General features: G+C 63.6%; 14 protein-coding genes. 9 read left to right on the top strand and 5 right to left on the bottom strand.

Features of this window, described 5'->3' with window-relative positions:
- The 5 genes from DW178_RS09415 to queA form a co-directional block, all read left to right on the top strand.
- Nucleotides 1-506 (top strand): helix-turn-helix domain-containing protein (locus DW178_RS09415; protein ID WP_353653295.1); only part of this gene is annotated, 506 nt, incomplete at its 5' end.
- A complete protein-coding gene (locus DW178_RS09420; RefSeq protein WP_286168634.1) occupies nucleotides 503-1,264 on the top strand; it encodes an IS3 family transposase in 762 nt (253 codons plus the stop codon). The genes DW178_RS09415 and DW178_RS09420, both read left to right, overlap by 4 nt.
- 222 nt (nucleotides 1,265-1,486) lie before the next feature.
- Nucleotides 1,487-2,704 carry an IS110 family RNA-guided transposase gene (locus DW178_RS09425; protein WP_118350898.1) on the top strand — a complete coding sequence of 406 codons (1,218 nt, stop codon included), beginning with the start codon at nucleotides 1,487-1,489 and terminating at the stop codon, nucleotides 2,702-2,704.
- Nucleotide 2,705: 1 nt separating this feature from the next.
- Nucleotides 2,706-2,873, top strand: coding sequence for an IS3 family transposase (locus DW178_RS09430; protein WP_286168642.1), 168 nt, complete (start codon nucleotides 2,706-2,708; stop codon nucleotides 2,871-2,873).
- 391 nt (nucleotides 2,874-3,264) lie between these two features.
- Nucleotides 3,265-4,407, top strand: coding sequence for a tRNA preQ1(34) S-adenosylmethionine ribosyltransferase-isomerase QueA (gene queA / locus DW178_RS09435; protein ID WP_118350900.1), 1,143 nt, complete (start codon nucleotides 3,265-3,267; stop codon nucleotides 4,405-4,407).
- Between the two features lie 294 nt (nucleotides 4,408-4,701).
- Here the strand turns inward: queA and DW178_RS09440 are convergent, their stop codons facing one another.
- The gene (locus DW178_RS09440) at nucleotides 4,702-5,640 is read right to left on the bottom strand and encodes an epoxyqueuosine reductase QueH (RefSeq protein ID WP_286168635.1); all 939 of its coding nucleotides are present in this window, start codon (nucleotides 5,638-5,640) and stop codon (nucleotides 4,702-4,704) included.
- A 112-nt stretch (nucleotides 5,641-5,752) separates the two neighbouring features.
- Between DW178_RS09440 and DW178_RS09445 the strand changes: the two genes are divergently transcribed.
- The 3 genes from DW178_RS09445 (at nucleotide 5,753) to secD (ending at nucleotide 10,578) form a co-directional block, all read left to right on the top strand.
- Nucleotides 5,753-6,655, top strand: a complete 903-nt coding sequence (locus tag DW178_RS09445; RefSeq protein WP_118350903.1) for an HAD family hydrolase — start codon at nucleotides 5,753-5,755, stop codon at nucleotides 6,653-6,655.
- A 3-nt stretch (nucleotides 6,656-6,658) separates the two neighbouring features.
- Nucleotides 6,659-7,804 carry a tRNA guanosine(34) transglycosylase Tgt gene (gene tgt, locus DW178_RS09450; RefSeq protein WP_118350906.1) on the top strand — a complete coding sequence of 382 codons (1,146 nt, stop codon included), beginning with the start codon at nucleotides 6,659-6,661 and terminating at the stop codon, nucleotides 7,802-7,804.
- Nucleotides 7,805-7,965: 161 nt separating this feature from the next.
- Nucleotides 7,966-10,578: a protein translocase subunit SecD gene (gene secD / locus DW178_RS09455; RefSeq protein WP_118350909.1), complete on the top strand. Its 2,613-nt coding sequence runs from the start codon at nucleotides 7,966-7,968 to the stop codon at nucleotides 10,576-10,578.
- A gap of 338 nt (nucleotides 10,579-10,916) precedes the next feature.
- Here the strand turns inward: secD and DW178_RS09460 are convergent, their stop codons facing one another.
- Entirely contained in the window at nucleotides 10,917-11,192 is a 276-nt protein-coding gene (locus DW178_RS09460) for a hypothetical protein (protein WP_118350911.1), read from the bottom strand.
- Nucleotides 11,193-11,431: 239 nt separating this feature from the next.
- On the opposite strand from DW178_RS09460, the gene DW178_RS09465 reads away from it, so the two are divergent.
- A complete protein-coding gene (locus DW178_RS09465; RefSeq protein ID WP_118350913.1) occupies nucleotides 11,432-11,752 on the top strand; it encodes a DUF1292 domain-containing protein in 321 nt (106 codons plus the stop codon).
- Between the two features lie 88 nt (nucleotides 11,753-11,840).
- Here DW178_RS09465 and DW178_RS09470 read toward each other — a convergent pair whose 3' ends face one another.
- Genes DW178_RS09470 through DW178_RS09480 form a run of 3 tightly spaced genes read right to left on the bottom strand, consistent with a single transcriptional unit; the run spans nucleotide 11,841 to nucleotide 14,965 of the window.
- Nucleotides 11,841-12,251 (bottom strand): pyridoxamine 5'-phosphate oxidase family protein, encoded by a 411-nt coding sequence (locus DW178_RS09470; protein ID WP_118350915.1) that lies wholly within the window; start codon nucleotides 12,249-12,251, stop codon nucleotides 11,841-11,843.
- Between the two features lie 27 nt (nucleotides 12,252-12,278).
- Nucleotides 12,279-13,079: an energy-coupling factor transporter transmembrane component T family protein gene (locus DW178_RS09475; RefSeq protein ID WP_118350917.1), complete on the bottom strand. Its 801-nt coding sequence runs from the start codon at nucleotides 13,077-13,079 to the stop codon at nucleotides 12,279-12,281.
- Nucleotides 13,076-14,965, bottom strand: coding sequence for an energy-coupling factor transporter ATPase (locus DW178_RS09480; protein ID WP_118350919.1), 1,890 nt, complete (start codon nucleotides 14,963-14,965; stop codon nucleotides 13,076-13,078). Before DW178_RS09480 ends, DW178_RS09475 begins: the two co-directional genes overlap by 4 nt.
- Nucleotides 14,966-15,205: the final 240 nt, after the last annotated feature.

The following is a 15,205-nucleotide window of genomic DNA, read 5'->3' on the forward strand; positions in this document are numbered from 1 at the left end:
ATTTCGCGTCGTGGCACGACAGGGACATGCGGGAGCTGGCGGCGGAGCTGATCGGAAAGGGCGCAGGATGGCGCACCCTGACGAGGGAGCTTGCAATTCCGATGACGACGGCTAAGAATTGGGTCAAGTCCTGCAGGGCCGTCGGATCGGAGGTGTTCCTGAACATGGGCAGCAGCCATCGCAGCTACGATTACGAGACCAAGCTTTCCGCGGCGCGCGACCACGTCGAGGGCGGCATGTCGAAGCCCGACGTTATGAAGAAGTACGGGATCGCGAGCCCGTCCCCGCTGAACTCGTGGGTGCGAAGGTACCGCGAGGGCGGGCCGGAGGCGCTGAGGCCCAAGCCCAAGGGGAGGCCGCCCGGGTCGGCATCCTCGGCGAAGCCCAAGACGATCGAGCAGGAGCTCGCCGAGGAGAACCGCAGGCTCAGGGCGGAGGTCGCCTACCTAAAAAAATTGGGGGCCCTGGAAGCGGCAAAGCGAGCACGCGGGAGAAATGCCAGGTGATCAGGGAGCTTTCAGGGGAAGGGCGCAGGCTCGCCGACCTGCTGGCCGCATCCGGCGTGCCGGCGTCGACCTACCACTACAACAAGGCCAAGGGGCCGAAGGCGCCGACAAGGCCGGAGCTCTGGGAGGGCGTCGCCGAGGTGTTCTCGCGCACCGCCAACGGCTGCGGCCACAGGCAGATCGCGATGTGCCTGCGTGCCGAGAAGGAAGCCTCCGTGGCGAACAAGACGGTGCTCAAGATCATGCACGAGATGGGCATAAGCTGCGGCATAAGGCGCGAGACCGACTACCACAAGTACAACTCCTACAAGGGCGTCGTCGGCGAGACCTTCGAGAACCTGCTCGGCCGCGACTTCTCGGCCGACGGGCCGTGGCAGAAGCTGGGCACGGACGTCACCGAGTTCAAGCAGAGGTGGGGCAAGGCCTACCTGGCCCCGGCCTACGACTTCGGCAGCAAGGAGATCGTTGCCTGGTCGATATCGGAGCATCCGAGCCTGATGCAGCAGGAGGAGATGCTCGCGATGCTGCTTCCCAAGGTGCCGGAGGGCGCCCACCCCATCATGCAGTCGGACATGGGCTGGCAGTACCAGCATAAAACTTACTGCGATGCGCTTAGGGGTGCTGGGATAATCCAGAGCATGTCGCGAAAGGGGAACTGCATCGACAACGGGGCGACCGAGCAGGTGTTCGGCCACATCAAGGACACTGATAATGGGAATCGCGCCACCGACGATGGTTATCGGCGAAAATGCGCATGAGCCGACGCGATGGCCCATTAAAGGACTGCCGTCGATTCCATCGACTGGCCTCAACTCGAAGAGCCTCGCGTCGGCCCCGACCAAGGCCGGCCAATGACCTAATAGGAGCATGGGCTCGAGCGCGTGGACCTAGCAACCCGCATGGTACAGCCCCCATCAGTGTTCTGTCTAGCCAGCCTTCGGCTCGGACCGTATCGCAAGCGTTGATCTGGAGGGCTGCATATGAGCGAGTTGGGGAAGGACCTCGTCTTTGCCGGCGTCGACACGCACAAAGACACCCACACCCTCTGCCTCCTCGACCACATGGGGAGAGCGATTGGAACGTTCGGGTTCGCCGCGGACGCGAAGGGCTACGACGCCCTTGCCGGCAAGATAGGCAGCCCGGCAACGTGCGTCGGCGTCGGCGTCGAGGGGACCGGCTCATACGGCGCCGGTTTGACGCGCAGGCTCCTTGAGCTTGGATACTGCGTGTATGAGGTAATGGTGCCGGGAAGGGCGAGGCGCAAGCCGGGCCGTCCGAAGAGCGACCCGGCCGACGCCGAGGTGGCGGCGCGGCAGGTTCTCGCCAGGGTCAACCTGTCGAAGCCCAAGGACCAGTCCGGATGGACGGAGGAGCTCAGACAGCTCATGATAGCCCGCGACCGCCTCGTGCAGGCCACATCGGCCATGATAAACGCTGCGAAATCCCTGATAGTGACGGCGCCCGAGGATTTGAGAAGATCATTGGAGGGCCTTTCCAGGAAAGATCTCAGAAGCGCCCTCTCGACGCTCGACCCCGCTGCCGGCGGCATCGTTCTGGCCCTGGGGTCCTTGGGAAAAGCCTGGAATCTCCAGGATCGGGAGGCAGACGCCATCGAGGAGAGGATGAAACAGGTTTTGGAGGCGAATGCCCCCGCCCTGCTCGCCATTTACGGCTGCGGCACCGTTTCCGCCGCAGCTCTGGCTGTGGCTGGCGGAGGGAATCCCGAAAGGCTGAAAAGCGAGGCCGAGTTCGCCTCCCTATGCGGCGTCGCCCCGCTGCTGGCGAGCTCGGGCAAAACGGAACGCCATCGCCTGAACAGAGGGGGCGACAGGCGCGCCAACAGGGCGCTTTACCAAATCGCGGTGACCAGGATGTCGTATGATCAGAGAACCAAGGATTACGTCGGGAAACGCAAACGCGACGGAAAATCAAAGAAGGAGACCATCAGGTGTCTCAAGCGCTACATCGCCCGCGAGGTGTTCCGGGCGCTTCGCAACCCGCTCGAAATCAAAGGACCGTCGTGGAAGGACCTGCGCCCCGCAAGACAAGCTCTGGGCATTACTCTGGTAGAGGCGGGGAAGGCCCTCAACGTCGGATTCCAAAAGGTAAGCTATGCTGAGACCGGCCGCCTGATGAATGTCCAGTTCCTGGAAGAATACGATGCTTGGCTGAAATCTCAGGCGAAAAAAGCAAGTTGACATACATAGGAGCTTCGAGTTCTTCAGGAATCAGGAGTTCCCGGACTTCGAGACGTTTAAAGCCGAGCTGGAGAAGTACATCGTCCATTGGAACACGAGGAGAAGGCAGGTTAAACTTAAGGGACTGACCCCGGAGGAATTCCGGAATCAGTCCCAATATGCAGCTTAACTGCTTTCTATTTGCCCTGTCCAAGAACTGGGGTGCAGTTCACAAACGGGGCCTTTGCTTTTCGGCATCGTTAACGAACTTCACGGGGCGAATCCGGGAAACCGGTTTCGCCCCGCGCTTATTTGCGTCGCAACGGTGGCGGTGTCGGCGTTGGGTGGGAGGTAGAACGGCTCCCGTGTTGCTATTTTAGGATGCGCGGTGCGCAGCGGCTTCTTCCTTTAGAGCGAATCGCGGCCCGTTTGCTGAGCGGCGCATGCGGACTTTTCGCACATGCGCGAAAAACCATCTGGCTGGCGTATAATCTGCCTGTTCGAAAGCTATTCGGCTGCGCTCGGCGCGGCCTTTTATATGCCCGGCGTAACTTGCCGGGCGTGCGACAAGGAGCATCTCGATGAAAACGAGCGATTTCGATTACGATCTTCCCCAGGAGCTTATCGCGCAGGAGCCGGCGGCGGTGCGCGATGCGTGCCGCATGCTGGTCATGGACCGCGAGACCGGCGCGATCGAGGACCGCATCTTCCGCGATATCATCGACTATCTTGAGCCCGGCGATCTGCTGGTGGCGAATGAGACGCGCGTTTTGCCGGCGCGCTTGCTGGGCGCGAAGCGCGGCACGGGCGGGCAGTCCGAGGTGTTCCTGCTTCGTCAGCTTGTGGGCTCCAAGGCGCAGCCGTATGCGGATGTGCCCCATATCCCCGGCCAGCCTGTGCCTGGCGAAAACCAGCAGGCCATCTGGGAGGTGCTCGTGCGCCCGGGCAAGCGTTTGAAGCCCGGCAGCGGCGCGGTGGTGGATTTCACGGATGGCGAAGGCAATGTTGCGCTGTCCGCCGAGATCGTCGACTGGGCCGAGGGCGCCCAGCGCGGTGAGCGCGTGGCGCGCCTGACCACCACGTACCCCTCGCTTGACGAGGCGCTTCACGCGGTGGGGCATACGCCGCTGCCGCCTTACATCAAGCACTACGCCGGCGATGAGGAGCTGTACCAAACGGTGTATTCCCGTCGCGAAAGCTCAGCGGCGGCCCCTACGGCGGGCCTTCATTTCACGCCCGAGCTGATCGAGCGCCTGCGCGAGAAGGGCATCGATTGGGAAACCGTCGAGCTCGAGGTGGGCTTGGACACGTTCCGCATCGTGGACGAGGAGGACCCGCTGGCCCATAAGATGCACACCGAGTTCTACACCGTGCCGCAGAAGACGGTCGACGCCATCAATCGCACGCATGCCAATGGCGGCCGCGTGATCGCCGTGGGCACCACCAGCGTGCGCAGTTTGGAAAGCGCTTGGGATCCGTCGGCCGACGACGGCGCCGGCGCCATCACCGCGCGCGACCGCGATGCCACCAGCCTGTATCTGCTGCCGGGCAGCACGTTCCACGTGGTTGATGCCCTGGTCACGAACTTTCACGTTCCGCGTAGCACGCTCATGATGCTGGTCAGCGCGTTCAGCACCCGCGAGAACATCATGAACGCCTATCAGCATGCCATCGAGGAGCGCTACCGCATGCTGTCGTTCGGCGACGCCATGTTCATCCGCTAGCATTCGCTTAATAGGGAAGCGGCCGGCGAAAGGGTTTTGCGAGCCCAAAATCCGTGTCGTACACAAGGGTTATGTTATAGGGGTTTGGTCGTATGCCTTCCGTTTCTCTGGCAACGAGAAACGGAAGGCATACTTATTTGCTCGGGGCGAAGTGCGATGCGGAAACCGAGTGAGGGCGCCGGGCTCCTTGCTTTGGGATGCAGGCGCAAGCTCTTCGCTCGCTGTTTTGCTTTTTGCGGGTGCAGTGCGCCAGCAGGGGTAGGGCGTATTCGTCGGGCAGATGGAGTCTAGCTGCTATTTCCCCTGTTCGCGCAGGGCTTTTAGGATAGCGCGCTTGCGTGCCTGCTTTTTGTCGTAGGCTGCTCGTTCGGCTTTGTGGGCCGCGCGTGCGGCTTCCTCGGCTGCGCGCTCGACGGCGTGGGCCGCACGTTCGGCGGCTTTTGCGGCGGCGCGCTGCTCCTTGCGCTCGGCGCGCTCGGCGGCTGCTTCCAGATCGCTGATGCGGCAGCCGCAGAAGTTCTGCCGGTACATTCCCAGTTCGCGGCTTTCGCGCGTGGCTTCGTCGTAGTAGGGGCGGAAGTCCTCGAACACGGACGCGACCCCGGCTTGCGCCGCGGCGCGCTCGACTTCCTCGCGAATGACCTGCGTATATTGATAAGGGCTCACTGAAAGCGTGGTGCCGATGCCCTCGAAGCCGCGTTCTGCGGCTACCCGTGCGGTTTCCTCCAGGCGAAGGCGATAGCAGGCACGGCAGCGAGCCTCCCTGCGTGCGGGATCGACCGACAGCACGGCGGCGCGGGGGGCGGCGCTGCCTGTTGCGCTTGCGAAAAGGGGAGTGTCATCAGGGGAAGCAGCCCCGTAATTCGTCTCGGTAACCGTTTTGCACCGGTTGCTAGAGGCTTCGTTCGGGCCATCGATTTCGCCCTCGCGTTCGCCGGCGCACTCGCCTTCCACGCCAGCCTTCGCCCGTGCCTGCTCAATCTCGGCGATCGCGGCGTCCCCGATGCGGCCCGCGCTCGCTTCCCACGTTGCCGGGTCGTACGGGCCTTCCAGCACTTCGAATCCCGCATCCGCGGCCCAGGCGCGCAGCGTTGCCAGCCGGTGCTCGTATTCCTCGGCGGGATGGATGTTCGAGTTCGCATAGTAAATGGTGATGTCGTGCCCCGCGGCCTTCAACAGGCGCGTCGGCTCGAGCGAGCACGGCCCGCAGCACGCATGCAGCAACAACTTCATTCGCGAACTCCTTTTTCGATGGGCATTTCGCCGTCGGCGCGGCGCTTCCCCTATACTACCACGCAGACAAAAACTATCCCCACCTGCGGCAATCTGCAGAAAGGCATGATATATGGAGAAACGAACCTTCCGCGCCGTCTTCTTCGATCTTGACGGCACGCTGCTGCCCATGGACGTCGACGTGTTCATGAAGAGCTACTTCCGCGCCCTTGGCGGCTACGTCGCGCGCATGGGCATCGCCCCCGACCAGTTCATGGCCGGCATGAAGCGCGGCATCACCGCCATGGCCGCCAATGATTCCGGCCATGCGAACGCCGAGTCGTTCTGGCTCGAGTTCCTGGCCTGCATCGATATGCCCGAGGGCGTCACGGCAGACACGCTGCAGGCCGCCATCGGCGACTTCTACGAGAACGAGTTCGGCGAACTGGGCGCCGACGTGAAGCCGAATCCCGCTGCCGCGCGCGCCATCGAGGCGCTTGTCGCCAAGGGCTATCCGCTGGTGCTTGCCACCATGCCGATGTTCCCTCGCCGCGCCGTGGAGTGGCGCTTGCGCTGGGCCGGCATCGACCCGGCGGTGTTCTCGCGCATCACCACGTTCGAGAACTCCACCGCCGTCAAGCCTAAGCCCGACTACTATGCGGAGAACCTTGCCGCTGCGGGCGTTGAAGGCCGTGATGTGCTCATGGTCGGCAACAACACCAAGGAGGACCTGGCCGCATGCCAGCTTGGCTGCGAGGGCTTCCTGGTCACCGATTTCCTGATCGACCCCGTCGGTTTCGAAGTGTTCAGCGTGCGCCACGGGTCTATGGAGAAGTTCGCGGACTGGGTGGAGGCTCTTCCCGAATGCGCCGATCCCGCGCAGGGCATCAGCGACGCCATCGTGCCGGCGGCGGCGCGCGAGCGCGTGCTTGCGGCAAACGGCATCGCAGACGGCCAGGCCGGCGGCGCGAAAACGCTCGAGGAGGCGGGTCGCTCCGGCGGCACCGATTTCATCATCAACGGGATGGAGGATTAGCCCATGGCCCTGTTCGACTGCACCATCGAGGCTACTTGCGGCCATGCCCGCGCGCTTTCGTACGAAACCGCGCACGGCACCTTCCATACTCCCATGTTCATGCCCGTCGGCACATCGGCCACGGTCAAGGGCATCACGGTCGATCAGCTTCACCAGCTGAACAGCCAGGTGGTGCTTGCGAACACCTATCACCTGTCCATGCGCCCCGGCGCCAACTTGGTGGAAGAGGCCGGCGGCGTGCACAAGTTTATGAACTACGACGGCCCCATGCTCACCGACTCGGGCGGCTTCCAGGTGTTCTCCCTGGCCGACACGCTCAAGCTCGACGCCGACGGCCTGACCTTCCGCAGCATCTACGACGGAAGCTATGTGCGCTGGACGCCCGAGTCAAACATGCGCATCCAAGAACAGATCGGCGCCGACATCGCCATGCAACTCGATCAGTGCACGCCGTACCCGGCCGAGCGCAGCTTCGTGGCCAACGCCGTCGATCTGTCGGCGAATTGGGCCCGCCGCTGCTTGGCGGCGCACAAACGTCCTGATCAAACGCTGTTCGGCATCGTGCAGGGCGGCATGGAGCTCGACCTGCGCCTTGAGAGCATCCGCCGCCTGCGCGAGATCGAGGACGAGAGCCTGGCCGCGGGCGGTCGCCGCTTCGGCGGCTTCGGCATCGGCGGCTATTCGGTGGGCGAAGACCACGAGACCATGTTCGAGACGCTCGGCCAGGTGGCACGCGCTCTGCCCGAGGACCGTCCGCGCTACCTGATGGGCGTGGGCAATCCCACCACGCTCGTGCGCGCCGTGCGCGAGGGCGTCGACATGTTCGACTGCGTGCTGCCTACCCGCACCGCGCGCATGGGCACGGCGTTTTCCAGCACGGGCCGCATGAACATGCGCAACGCGAAGTTCACGCGCGACTTCACGCCGCTCGACCATAGCTGCACCTGCCCGACGTGCCAGAACTACACGCGAGCCTATCTGCGCCACTTGGTGAAGCAGAACGAGATGCTCGGCGCCATCCTGCTATCGGTGCACAACCTGCATTTCCTGCTCGACCTCATGCGCCGCGCCCGCGAGGCCGTGCTGGCGGGCGAGTATGAGCAGTTCTACGAGGGATGGATGAACAGCCCGGCGGCGAAGGATTACTAATATAGGACTCGAGCGGATTCCCGCTCCTTGATGCTTTCGCATTCTCCTCGATTGTGGGACAATAAGTAAGTTAGGGTTTATATGGCGGCAATCGCAGCCGCCACGTAAAGGGACGGCCCGGCAGGGCCGTCCTATGGTTTGCAAGGCTAGGAGAAGCTCGCATGGCGAAAGCGCAAAACGCCAAGACCAAGAAGAAGGGTGGCAACGCCAACCGCCGCAACGTATGGCTGTTGGTGCTGACCACCGTCTTGGTGCTGGGGTCCATCTTCATGTTCACCCCTCCGCAGGACAAGATCAACCAGGGCCTGGACATCCAAGGCGGCCTGTCGGTGGTGCTGTCGGCGAAAAGCACCGACGGCGACGCGGTGACTTCCGAAGACATGGAGAAGTCGCGCGCCATCATCGAGCAGCGCGTCAACGCGCTCGGCGCCTCCGAGGCCGTGGTGCAGCTGCAGGGCTCCGACCAGATCCTCGTGCAGATCCCCGGCCTTTCCGATACGGAGACGGCGCTGTCCACCATCGGCAAAACCGGCAAGCTGGAGTTCGCGCGCCTGGATTCGTTCACCGATGAGGACGTCAAGACCAAGATCGAAAACGGCCAGTACGGTTCCAGCGGCACTGTCACCGACGACTTCGGCAACAAGCTGCCTTCGGGCAAGACCGAGCACCTGAAGGTGGAAGAGGGCACGTACACGCCGCTGATCACCGGCAGCAACATCACGAAGGTCGACATCGGCCGCGCCTCCGAGACCGGCACCGATTACTCGGTCAACGTCTCCCTTGATTCCGAGGGCACGAAGGCGTTTGCCGATGCCACGAAGGACCTGGCCAGCACCAAGGGCAAGATCGTCATCATCCTTGACGGCGAGGTGCAGTCCGCGCCGGCCGTGCAGTCCGAGATCACCGGCGGCCAGGTGTCCATCACCGGCGGTTACGACAAGGAAGCCGCCTCCTCCATGGAGACGGTGCTCGAGTCCGGCTCGCTGCCCGTGAGCTTCGAGTACGCGCAGTCCCAGGTGGTCGGCCCGACGCTGGGTCAGGACGCGCTGACCTCCGGTGTGCTGGTGGCGGCCATCGGCCTTGCGCTGGTCATGCTGTACTTGCTGGTGTTCTACCAGGGCCTAGGCCTGATCACCGCGGCAGCCATGGGCGTGTTCGCCGTGTTGTATCTGGGCATTCTGGCGCTGCTTTCGCACTTCGGGCTGTTCAGCCTGTCCATGGCCGGCATCGCCGGCGTCGTGTTGACCATCGGCATGGCGGCGGACTCGTCCATCCTCACGCTTGAGCGCTTCCGCGAGGAGATCCGCATGGGCCGCAGCGTCCGCGCCGCCTCCGTCACCGGCGTGCGCCACGGCATCCTCACGTCCATCGACGCCGACCTGGTCACCATGGTCTCGGCGCTCACGCTGTTCTTCCTGGCAAGCGCCTCGGTCAAGGGCTTCGGCCTGACGCTGGCGCTCGGCATCATCTGCGACATCGTCATGATGCTGCTGTTCAAGGCGCCCATCATCCGCCTGCTGGCGCCGAAGTGCATCGCCAAGCACCCCGGCTTCTGGGGCGTGAAGGACTGCAAGGAGGCCGCCCCGTACTTCCAGGGCGACAAGCCCGCTTCCTCGCGTCATGACGTGCGCGGCCGCTTCATCAAGCTCGACATCAACCTGCTGGGTTACCGCAAGGTGTTCCTGTCCATTGCGGCCGTGGCAATCGTGTTGGTCGTGGCGCTGGTGGGCGTGCGCGGCGTGAACTTCGGCATCGAGTTCGTGGGCGGCACCTCGGTGACGTTCCATCAGGGCGGCAACGACGTGACCACCGAGCAGGTGCGCTCCGCCTTCGCCGATGCCGGTGAGCCCGACGCCGTGGTGCAGACCACCGACTCCGATGGCCAGGCGGGCTTCCTCGTGCGCACCACCGATACGTCGGCTGAAAGCGCCGCCGCGGCGGCCAACAAGGTTGCCGACCAGTTCGGTTGGGATACGGAAAGCTTCGAGGTGACCACCATCGGCCCGGACTGGGGAACCAGCGTCATCCAGAGCTCCTGCATCGCGTTCTTCGTGTCGCTGCTGCTCATCATCGCCTACATCTCGGTGCGCTTCCGCGATCCGAAGATGGGTGTGTCGGCGGTTATCGCCTTGCTGCATGACCTGGTCATCGTGCTCGGGGTCTACGTGCTCGTGGGTCGCGAGGTCACGCCGAACACCATCGCAGCGTTGCTCACCATCCTGGGTTATTCGCTCTACGATACGGTGGTCGTGTTCCATCGCATCAACGAGAACATGAAGGGCGATTCGCCGAAGTGCACGTTCGCCACCATGGCGAACCATTCGGTCAACGAGGTCCTGGTGCGCTCGCTCAACACGTCCATCACCTCGCTTATCCCGGTTGCGGCCATGCTCATCTTCGGCGGCGAGACGCTGCGCGACTTCGCCCTGGCCATGACCGTGGGCCTGGTGTGCGGCTGCTACTCGTCCTACGCCATCGCAACGCCCATTTACGTGATGTGGAAGACGCGCGAGCCGCAGTTCGCGAAGCTGCAGAAGAAGTACGGCACGGACATCCAGCGTTGGTTCCTGAACCGTCTGCCGCAGGCGGCCGCTGCTACCGCTGCCGCCGGCGCGGCCGCTGCGGATGCTGCCAGCCAGGGCGATGCCGGCCAGGACGCACCTGCCGCGGTGCCTGCTGCGACCTCCGCCGCATCGCAGGGCCAGCAGGCTGCGAGCAAGCCCGCTAAGGCGCAAAACCGCTCCAAGAAGAAGCGCAAGAAGGTTCAAGGTTAACAACAGGTAGCCGATTCGGGCCGCTCGGAAACGGGCGGCCCGTTTTGCTGTTTGGGATTGTTTGCCGGCGCTTAGCTCCTGGTGCTTCGCATCGGGCACCTCGGCGGTTTTGCGCGAATGCGACGCGGGTCAGAATGGAGAAGCGCCGCACTCGCGCTGTACGGGTTTGCGCCTCATCGGTGGCATCAGGCGTCTCGGAACCCGCGCTTAAACGCGGGTGCGCATGAGATTCCTTTTCATGCAAAAAGCCCGGCTCCTGATCGCGTTTTGCGGTCAGGAGCCGGGCTTGATTCGATCGGACTGGCAAGCGTCCGAAGGCGTGTGTCGGCTCGTCGGGATTAGAAGCCGAAGTCCAAATCGCTCAGGCGAATTTCGCCGTCGTCCTCGTCTTCTTCCTCTTCATCCTCGCTAAGGCCGTTGTAGCGGGAGATAAGCGCTTCCATCTGCTCCTCAAGGGCGTTGGTGCCCATGAACGCATCGCGGAACAGCCTCATGTCGTCCTCGCTGAAGCTATCGCCGGCGCCTTCCATGATCGCGCCGATGCTGGCCATCTTCTTCACGGCCTCGTCTTCTTCCATGGGCTTCATCTTGTCGGGATCCATCATCGGGAACATGTTCGATCCTCCTTGCACAGGGTACCTGAATGGCGTTTGTCCTGCGATAATGCTCTTCGCAAGCAGGGGTTCGCGCCGTTGTTTCGCTGTCTAGTAGTATAGCAGTCGGATAGATTGCGGGAGGTCATCGAGCGCATCGCAACCTATTGTGATACGCTGAGAAAATCGCGTGAATCCATGCACGCAGGCTATGGAGGAATCGGCTGCAAGCAATGCCGGCCATGTTTGAAGGAGTTGCCATGCGCGAAGGAAGCGCCCCGAATTTCTGCCCGCCCACCGAGGAGGGTATCACCCTCACGTTCCAAGACGAGAATGGCGATCAGATCGACCTTGAGTTCCTTGGTTTGATTCTGCACGAGGGTCGTCGCTACGGCTTCTTCTTCCCGGTCACCGAGGATAGTCCGGCTTGCAGCTCGGGCGAGATCATCCCGCTTGAGGTAACCGAGCTTGACGAGGACGGCCAGCCCGCCGCGTTCGAGTTGGTCGAGGATCAGGCTATCGCCCAGGAAGTCTACGAGGACTTCAAGCAGGCTGCCAAGGACCTGTACGACTTCGAATAAGCGCTATCGATTCGTTAAATGATATGCAAAGGGAAGGGCACGGCTCGCAGCCGTGCCCCTCCTTGTTTTTCGTTATATGCAGGTACCGCTACAGCTCGATCGGCTTCCACTCTTCGTGGTTGCAGATCCATGCCTCGGGCTCCTCGATGCTGAAGAACACCAGCGTGGGGTCGTCAGGGCCGTCGTAGCTTTCGCCTAGGCTGCACAGGTGCGCGTAGCCGGCGTAGCGCATGTCGGCGTTCGCCTTGTCCTCAAGACCGGCCTTACCGCGAAGGATCAGCCAGCCATGGCCGGGCCACCAGCTGGATGCCTCGAACTTCTGGTTCTGCTGCAGCTCCTCCCACACGTCCTTGGTGGTGGCGGTGACGAACCAGATCTTGCCGTCCTGCTCGGCGGCGAAGCTGAACGGGCGCACGTGGGGCTGGTCGTTCACGCTGGTGGCCAGGTACCACGCGGGGACGTTCGTCAGATACTGCAGGATGGTCTCGTTGCCGGTCATGTGATCCTCCTAGTCTTGGACGGTCGGTTATAGCAAATGGCCGATGGCTGCGACGCAGCCGGCCAAAACGGCCATGAATGCGGCGGCAACGCCGTCGCGCGGGGCGAAGCGAAGCGGATGCAGGTGCGTGCGTCCTTCGCCGCCGTGGTAGCAACGTGCGTCCATGGCGGCCGAAAGCGTTTCAGCGTGACGGAACACGCTGGTGAACAAGGGCACCATGAGCGAAGTGAGCATGTGCACGCCGCGCGCGGGGCTGTTCGACAGACGGGCGCCGCGGCTGACCTGAGCGTGGTAGACCACGGCAAGCTCGTTGGCGAACTGCGGCATGAAGCGCAGCGCGATGCCCATGATCATGCCGAGCTCGTGGGCGGGTACGCCGAAACGGGCGAAGGGCTTGAGCACCCATTCGAACGCCTCGGTCAGGTCGATCGTCATGGTGGTCAGGGTGATCAGGCTCATTCCCAGCATCATGATGGTCAGGCGCGCACCCATGAACAGGCAGGTTTGCACGCCCGCCTCGCTGATGCGAAGGATGCCCCAGTCGACGAGCACCTGGCCGCCTTGCGTGACGAACAGGTTCAGCGCCGCCACGATGATCACGATGGCCATGAGCGGCGTCAACGACCGCGCCGCCTTGCTCGGCGGGATCTGCGCCAGCGCATAGCAAAGCGCCGTGAACGCCGCGCACACTGCCAGGGCCGCCGCGGTTTTCGCGCACAGCAGCACCGCGATGAACACGCAGCCTGCTATGAGCTTTGTGCGCGGGTCGAGCCGATGCACAAAGCTGGTGCCGGCAACGTAGCTGCCGAAGGAAAAGCCCGGGTTCATTCGACCACCTGGCCTTCAGGGCCGGCCGGGGAAGGGGTTGCGCCGCCGTTTCCGCTGCTGCCCGTGCCGCAGGCGGCAGCGATCATACCTGCCAGCTCCTTCTCCGTATACAGTTTCTCTTGCTCAAGGGGCCATCCGCCTGCGCGCAGCGCTTCCGCGAACGCCTGCGGCTCGGTGGTTCCCAGGCCCACTTCCTTGAGCTTGCGCGCGTGCAGGAACAGGCGCTCGGGAGCGCCGACGCCCAGCAGGCGGCCTTCGTTCATGACAGCCACGCGGTCGCACATGGTGGCAAGGTCGTCCATGCAGTGCGACACCATGACCACGGTGAGGCCCTGGTCATGCAAACGCGCGATCATCTGCAAAAACGAGCGCTTGCTGGCGGGGTCCAGACCTGCTGCCGGCTCGTCGAGCACGAGCACCTGCGGGTCCATGGCAAGCACGCCGGCGAATGCCACGCGGCGCTGCTGGCCGCCCGAAAGCTCGAACGGGCTCTTCTCGGCCAGCTCGTCGAAGGAAAGCCCCACGCGATCGAGCGAGCTGCGCACGAGCGCATCAACCTCTTCGCCCGAAAGCCCCAGGTTGCGCGGCCCGAAGGCGACGTCCTTGTATACGGTTTCGGCGAACAGCTGGTGCTCGGGATACTGGAACACCACGCCGATCGATCCGCGCACCTTCGACTCGGCGCCCTTCGAGGCGATGTCGGTGCCGTCGATGAGCACGCGCCCCGAGGTGGGCTTCAAGATGCCGTTCATGTGCTGGATGAGCGTCGATTTGCCGCTGCCGGTATGCCCGGCAACGCCGAGGAACTCGCCGCGGCGCACCTGAAGCGAGACGTCGCGCACGGCCCACAGGCTGTCGGGGCTGTTGCCCCATTTCGCCTGGCGGGCGGCAGGGGCCTGCTTGCGCTTGCGTTGACGTTTCGCCTCTGCCGCGTCGTAGGTGAAGCTGACGTCTTGGAACTCGATGAGCGCCGGGGCGTCGGCGTTGCCCTCGCAGGTGGGGAAGTCGACGTCGGCGTCGGCCGCATCGGGCGCTGCCGCGTTCGCGTCGGCGGTGGCGCATATGCTGGCGGCCTTGCCGAGCGCCAGGACCTCGCGCGCCAGCTTCCCTGCATCCACGGTGGGTTGCACGGTCATGCCGCCATCGCGCAAATCCAGCGACAAGCGGGCTGCGAACGGCACGTCAAGGTTCAGATGCGCCAGCGCACGCGCCTGAACGAGCACCTCATCGGGCGTGCCTTCGAGCGCCACATGCCCGCGCTCCATGACCACCACGCGGTCGGCCTGCGCCGCCTCCTCCATATAATGCGTGATCATCACGATGGTCATCCCGCGATCGTGCAGCTCATGGCATACGCGCATAAGGCCTGCTCGGCCGCGAGGGTCTAGCATGGCGGAAGCCTCGTCGAGCACGAGTACTGCAGGGTTCATGGCAAGCACGCCGGCGATGGCCACGCGCTGCTTCTGTCCACCGGACAGGGCATGCGTCTCATGGCGTTCGAAGCCTGAAAGCCCTACGTCCTCAAGCGCCTGCGTCACGCGTTCGCGCAGCTCATCGGTGGGGATGCCCAGGTTCTCGGGGCCGAAGGCCACGTCGTCTTCCACAAGCGAGGCAACCAGCTGGTCGTCGGGATTTTGGAACACCATGCCCACCGTCTCGCGGATGCGGTACGTGCAGTCGGCGTCCTCGGTGGGCATGTCCTGCACTTTCACGGTGCCCTCGTCGGGGATGAGCAGGGCGTTCAGATGCTTGGCCAGCGTCGACTTGCCGCTGCCGTTGCCGCCCAAGATGCACAGGAATTCGCCCTTGCGCACGTGCAGGCTCACGCCGTCAAGCGCGAAGTTCGCGCCGTCGTAGGTGAAGCGGACGTTTTGAACATCTATCATGATTCGCTTTACGATCCTTTCATGAATCGGCGAATTACGTTGCGTTTTGCGGGATGCGAACCGGAGTCGGAGCGAGCCTCAAGCGGGGTAGCCCCAGTAGACCGGCGCGTCAATCCGGGCTGCAGCCCTTCGCCCGGCTTCGGGCGCTCTTTCTTGCGAAAGGGGGCTACCGCGCCGATTTCCGCATCCCCCGTTATACGGTCCCGCCGGCAAGCGGGGCGCTCCTGCTTGCCGGCGGGA

Source organism: Eggerthella sp. AM16-19, assembly GCF_003474385.1.
Lineage (GTDB): Bacteria > Actinomycetota > Coriobacteriia > Coriobacteriales > Eggerthellaceae > Senegalimassilia.

Bases quoted from the DNA above. Each gene is read 5' to 3' on its own strand.
- DW178_RS09425 (WP_118350898.1), top strand. From the start codon at position 1,487: ATGAGCGAGTTGGGGAAGGACCTCGTCTTTGCCGGCGTCGACACGCAC.
- queA (WP_118350900.1), top strand. From the start codon at position 3,265: ATGAAAACGAGCGATTTCGATTACGATCTTCCCCAGGAGCTTATCGCG.
- DW178_RS09440 (WP_286168635.1), bottom strand. From the start codon at position 5,640: ATGAAGTTGTTGCTGCATGCGTGCTGCGGGCCGTGCTCGCTCGAGCCG.
- DW178_RS09445 (WP_118350903.1), top strand. From the start codon at position 5,753: ATGGAGAAACGAACCTTCCGCGCCGTCTTCTTCGATCTTGACGGCACG.
- tgt (WP_118350906.1), top strand. From the start codon at position 6,659: ATGGCCCTGTTCGACTGCACCATCGAGGCTACTTGCGGCCATGCCCGC.
- secD (WP_118350909.1), top strand. From the start codon at position 7,966: ATGGCGAAAGCGCAAAACGCCAAGACCAAGAAGAAGGGTGGCAACGCC.
- DW178_RS09460 (WP_118350911.1), bottom strand. From the start codon at position 11,192: ATGTTCCCGATGATGGATCCCGACAAGATGAAGCCCATGGAAGAAGAC.
- DW178_RS09465 (WP_118350913.1), top strand. From the start codon at position 11,432: ATGCGCGAAGGAAGCGCCCCGAATTTCTGCCCGCCCACCGAGGAGGGT.
- DW178_RS09470 (WP_118350915.1), bottom strand. From the start codon at position 12,251: ATGACCGGCAACGAGACCATCCTGCAGTATCTGACGAACGTCCCCGCG.
- DW178_RS09475 (WP_118350917.1), bottom strand. From the start codon at position 13,079: ATGAACCCGGGCTTTTCCTTCGGCAGCTACGTTGCCGGCACCAGCTTT.
- DW178_RS09480 (WP_118350919.1), bottom strand. From the start codon at position 14,965: ATGATAGATGTTCAAAACGTCCGCTTCACCTACGACGGCGCGAACTTC.